Raw genomic sequence first — 4,898 nt, forward strand, 5'->3', positions numbered from 1 at the left:
GTCCCCTGCTCGTTAGAACAATGGCGCCGGCGTGATGCGCGTCAAATTCGGCCCTCCTGCGCCGTGCCGGCCGGTCGGCCGTGACGCGGCCCCGGAACGGCGCAGTATCGCCCCACGGCGTCTTCGCGCAGGGCTTCGGCCCACGTCGCCAGACGCTGGGCTGCGCGGACATAGTGAAACAACTCCGTCGGAGTAAGTGCCTCCAGATCCGTCTCGGCGAGCCTGCGGGCCAACTCGGCGCCGGGCGGTTGCGCGGCCAAGGCAGTGCCCTCCCGGTGCCACTGGACGTCCTCGGGCGGCTCCCCCGCGACCAACCGCCGAAAAAGGAAATCGACGACGCCGGGGCTCATCGCCTTCAGCACACCGTCCCCGTCGCGTCGACCCTCCGCTGGGCGGGTGGGGTCTGGCTGGTAGGAATCACTCGCCTTGTAGGAAGCGCCTGGAGCCGGTTCTGCTGCGTGGTTCATGCTTGCATAATATTCGAACATATATTCGAATACAACCCTTGCGTGGCCGCCGGCCGGCGGCAGGGTCATCCACTCGGGGGAACTTCCTCATCAATGGGTTGGAACTCACTCGAATTGGGCCGGTGGTTGGTTGGAGCCCGCTTAGGGTGAAGGCATGTCCAACACCATGCGGTCTCTGAGGCTCCTCGCGGCACCGGCCGCGGCCACGACGCTTCTGGGAACACTCCTCATCCTGGAGGAGCGCCATTTCGACCAGAAGAGTGCCTTGCTGTTCGCGCTCCTGACGGCAGCCGCGGTCGCCGAGCTCCTTCCGGCGGCCGCCCTGGGCCTGGTTTGGATCGCCCTGACCCTGCAGAGCCTCAAGATCTTCCCGGCGGTCCTTTTGTCCGGCGTGCTGAGCTACGCCGTCGTTCCGATCGTCGTCTTCTTCGCCGTGATCGCGTGGAAAACCCGGCACAGGTGGATCCTCCCCACCTCCGCAGTCGTATTCGCCGGCATTACGACCGTGAACTGGTTCACCGACCAGACCTGGATCAACTTCATTTTCGGCAACCAGATCTATGGCCGGGGAGTACTGCGGTCCCTCACCTACGCTTTTCTGATTTTCGGCGCGTTCGCCGCCCTGAACCTTGCCGCGTGGGCCGGCGGCGTGGCCGTAGTCAAAGCATCCAGGAGCCGGAGGGCCCAGCTCGCGGCAGAAGCCCGGCTGCGCGAGACGGCGACCGAACTCGCCGTCGAACAGGAACGCAACAGAATCGCGGGCGAGCTGCACGATGTCCTGGCACATTCACTGGCGGTCATCGTGGCCCAAGCCGACGGAATCCGCTTCATCCACCGCACAGAACCGGAATCAGTCGAGGAAGCATCAAGGGTCATCGCCGAATCAGCAAGGACCGCACTGGTCGAAACGCGCCGACTGATCGAAGGCTTCTCCACGGACCTAAGCAACCAACCGACCCACACCGTTGAAGATCTCGTGGCCCTTGCCGACCGTCTGAGCTCCAGCGGCATGCCCGTCACGATCGAATCGACAGGCGAACCATGGGACATGAGCGCCGCTCAGGAGCTGACGGTCTACCGCCTGGCGCAAGAAAGCCTGACGAACGCGTTCAAGCACGGGAACCGGAACCAGGGAGCACAGCTGCAGTTGGTCTGGAACGAGGCGTCCCTCGAGCTGCGGAGCAGATCGTCGCTGATCACAAATCCGGCAGCGGCGCAGAAGACCGCCCCACCCGGCCGCGGTCTAGCAGGAATGAAAGCCCGCGCCGCAGCCGCCGGCGGCTGGGTGGAAACTGTCCGGGGCGAAAAGACCTTCGAAGTACTGGCCTTCCTCCCGTCGGCCACTCCCGACCAGCACGCCACGGCAACACCTGCGAAGCCTCGCATCCCCGCCTTGGAAGGAGCAAGGCCATGACCGCGGCACCGATCCGGATTGCGTTGGCCGATGACCAGCCGCTGTTCAGTGCCGGGCTAAAAATGATCCTTCGCAGCCAGCCCGATATGGACCTTGTCGGTGAAGCCACCAACGGGTCGGCCGCCGTCGACCTCGTCCAGGCAACATGCCCCGATGTGCTCCTGATGGACATCCGCATGCCTGTCATGGACGGAATCACCGCTACAAGGACAATCCTGGAAAAGTCCGGAGGAACTGCCACCAAAATCATCGTTCTGACCACCATCCAGCATGACGAAGCCGTTGTCCGCGCCATCCAGGTCGGCGCCGCCGGTTTCCTCACCAAAGACACCACACCAGACTTCCTGCTGGCTGCCATCCGAACGGTTCACTCCGGCCACTCAGTCATCGCCCCGGCCCTCACCAACGAACTGCTGCGCGACTACACCACGCCCTCCTCGGGGAACGACGCGGCACTGGCAGACCTGTCCGGAAGGGAACGCGACGTGTTTCTCCTGACCGCCAAAGGGCTCGGAAACGCCGAAATCGCCGCGTCACTGGTGCTCAGCGAAGCCACGGTGAAATCCCACGTAGGCAGCATCCTGGCGAAACTGAAGCTGAAGAACCGCATCCAGCTCGTCGCCTTCGCCTACGAAAACAACGTACTGAACTAGCCGCCAAGATCACTTACCCAGCTACCGAAGCCTTCCCCTAGGGAAGGCCGGCCGCCGCATTGCCCAAAACAACCGAAGGAGCCACCATGAAGAAGAAGATCTTCGGCGCTGCCGTGCTGATCGTAGGCACCGGCGCGGCACTGGCCGCTGCCGCGATCCCGGCCGCGTCGGTTACCGCATCACCAGAGCCCATCCCGGGCATCATCCGCCAGGCAGAGGCCTACGCCTCATCCGATCCGATCGCCGAAAAGGGCATGCAGGAAGCTGTCCGGCGCTRCATGGCCAAGGCCGGCTTCGACTACACACCGCCCAGCTCCGAGATGACTATGGACCTCAACGGAGCCATCGGATTCAAACGGCTTACGGTCGACGCCGCCAAAGCCAGCGGCTACGCCAGCACCGGGCCTCAAGGACCCCACGAGCCCGCGCCCGGGTCCGCGGACGGGAAACTCTTCGCCAATCCGGCCTTCACCAGGGCACTCACCGGTCCCGGGGACACCGCGTCAATGACCACGGTGGAAGGCATGGGCACCTCCTCCGGCGGATGCCGCGGCGAAGCCATGACACAGATCTACGGCAGCACGGAAAATTACATGCTCGCCACCGGCGTCGCCTACAACTCAGTTCTCCCGGGCAGCCTGTCCGCCTCCGGCGACTCCGGCATTACCAAAGCCATCGGTGACTGGGCGGCCTGCATGAAAGACACCCCTTACGCCTCCTTTGCGAACCCGCAGCAGGCCGCCGATGCGGGAAAACGTTCCGGCGGCCAGGAAGAGTTTAGGATCGCCGTGACCGACGCGGTCTGCCGAGACAAAACCGGGTTCCACCCCGCACTGGACAAAGTCTTGGACAAGTACTTGACCACACGCATGCAGGAGCTGGCCCCGCAGATCGCCAAGGTCAAAGAGATTCGCCGGACCGCTGACGCGAAGGCGGCAGTGCTGGGCGCCACTGCATCGAAGTAGCGTTTTACGGAGGACCAGCCGAGTGGCGCCCTGTCAGGATTCGGGGGTGACAGGACGCCGTCGTCCTCTGCGCGTTACGACGCCCCCGGCGCCGCCGGGCGGACCGGACATGAGACGATCGGACGATGACCTCGCGCGGCACGGCTATACCTTCCCGGACGGCCGGCGGCAAGGCGGTAGCGGCCCGGCTGACCGGCGTCGACGCGGCCCGGGGGCTGGCGTTGCTGGGCATGATGGCCACCCACGTGCTCCCCACGTTCGAATCAGACGCGCAGCTCACTCCCACCTGGGTCGGGCTGGCCTTTTCCGGGCGCGCCTCGGCGCTCTTCGCCGTGCTCGCGGGAATCGGCCTGGCGCTCTCCACGGGAAGGGAGCGTCCGCCGGAGGGCACAGAGCTGTGGGCCGCGCGCCGCGGCATCGCGCTGCGGGCGCTGGTGGTAGGCGCCGTCGGGTTCTCCCTTGGCGGCCTGGACGTCAACATCGCCGTGATCCTGGTCCACTATGCGCTGCTGTTTCTCTGCGTGCTGCCCTTCCTCGGGCTGCGCCCGAGGCAGCTTTGGACCCTCGCGGCCGCCTGGTTGCTGGTCACGCCCATCCTGGCCTACCTCCTGCGGCCGTGGCTGCTGGCCGCCGAGCCGCCCTTGCAGCTTGGCCACAACCCCGGCTGGGAGGATCTGGCCACCCCCGCGCGGTTGTTCGGCGACCTGTTCCTGACCGGCTACTACCCCGTCCTGCAATGGCTCGCCTACCTGCTTATCGGCCTGGCGATCGGACGGCTGGCCCTGACGACGGCGGCGGTTCCGGTACTCCTGCTGGCGGCCGGAACTCTTGCCGCGGTCGGTGCCAAATGGCTGAGCCAGGTGTTGATGGAGGACTGGGGTGGCCGGGCTGCGCTGCAGGAGCAGCTGGGCGATCCGGCGTATCCTCTGGCGAGCCTGCTGCAGGTGAATCTCGCGGGAATCAACCAGTCCGGTTCGGCCTGGTGGCTGGCCTCAAGCGCCCCGCATTCGGGCACCACCCTGGACCTGCTGCACACATCGGGGGTCGCCGCTGCGGTGGTGGGCCTCTGCCTGTTGCTGGGACGGCTCGGCGAGTGGATCCAGCTCGATCTGCTGCTGCCGTTGCGCGGCGCCGGCGCCCTGACCCTGAGCCTCTACACGGCACACCTGTGCGTCATGGCGTCCCTGTCCGGCCATCCGCTTCCCGCCGGGTGGAGCGTAGAAGGCGTGTTTTGGGCGCAGGTCGTCGCCGTGCTGATCCTGGGCAGTGCGTTCGCGGCATTGTCCTGGCGCGGACCACTTGAATGGGCGGGGCATGCCGCCAGCGGGCTGGGCCGCGGTCGGCGGGCCGGGCTCCGCTAAGCCGGGCGGTGGCGCTAGGCGCCGGTGATGGGCGGAGC

5 protein-coding genes are annotated in these 4,898 nt (G+C 66.0%); 4 read left to right on the plus strand and 1 reads right to left on the minus strand.

The window, feature by feature from the left end; all coding sequences use genetic code 11:
• Positions 1-41: 41 nt before the first annotated feature.
• Positions 42-467, minus strand: a complete 426-nt coding sequence (locus tag AB4Y86_RS12085) for a hypothetical protein (RefSeq protein ID WP_441402469.1) — start codon at positions 465-467, stop codon at positions 42-44.
• A 154-nt stretch (positions 468-621) separates the two neighbouring features.
• On the opposite strand from AB4Y86_RS12085, the gene AB4Y86_RS12090 reads away from it, so the two are divergent.
• The 4 genes from AB4Y86_RS12090 to AB4Y86_RS12105 all read left to right on the plus strand — a co-directional run bounded on the left by AB4Y86_RS12090 (position 622) and on the right by AB4Y86_RS12105 (position 4,860).
• Entirely contained in the window at positions 622-1,881 is a 1,260-nt protein-coding gene (locus AB4Y86_RS12090) for a sensor histidine kinase (protein ID WP_441402470.1), read from the plus strand.
• Complete coding sequence (locus AB4Y86_RS12095; protein ID WP_441402471.1) at positions 1,878-2,534, plus strand: response regulator; 657 nt, start codon at positions 1,878-1,880, stop codon at positions 2,532-2,534. Before AB4Y86_RS12090 ends, AB4Y86_RS12095 begins: the two co-directional genes overlap by 4 nt.
• A gap of 86 nt (positions 2,535-2,620) precedes the next feature.
• Positions 2,621-3,499 carry a hypothetical protein gene (locus tag AB4Y86_RS12100; RefSeq protein WP_441402472.1) on the plus strand — a complete coding sequence of 293 codons (879 nt, stop codon included), beginning with the start codon at positions 2,621-2,623 and terminating at the stop codon, positions 3,497-3,499.
• A gap of 125 nt (positions 3,500-3,624) precedes the next feature.
• On the plus strand, positions 3,625-4,860 hold the full coding sequence (locus tag AB4Y86_RS12105; RefSeq protein WP_441402473.1) for a heparan-alpha-glucosaminide N-acetyltransferase domain-containing protein: 1,236 nt from the start codon (positions 3,625-3,627) through the stop codon (positions 4,858-4,860).
• Positions 4,861-4,898: the final 38 nt, after the last annotated feature.

This window comes from Arthrobacter sp. 2YAF22_2, assembly GCF_052114645.1.
Lineage (GTDB): Bacteria > Actinomycetota > Actinomycetes > Actinomycetales > Micrococcaceae > Arthrobacter.

Excerpts from the sequence above, each read along its gene's own strand:
- AB4Y86_RS12085 (WP_441402469.1), bottom strand. The coding sequence starts at position 467 with ATGAACCACGCAGCAGAACCGGCTCCAGGCGCTTCCTACAAGGCGAGT.
- AB4Y86_RS12090 (WP_441402470.1), top strand. The coding sequence starts at position 622 with ATGTCCAACACCATGCGGTCTCTGAGGCTCCTCGCGGCACCGGCCGCG.
- AB4Y86_RS12095 (WP_441402471.1), top strand. The coding sequence starts at position 1,878 with ATGACCGCGGCACCGATCCGGATTGCGTTGGCCGATGACCAGCCGCTG.
- AB4Y86_RS12105 (WP_441402473.1), top strand. The coding sequence starts at position 3,625 with ATGACCTCGCGCGGCACGGCTATACCTTCCCGGACGGCCGGCGGCAAG.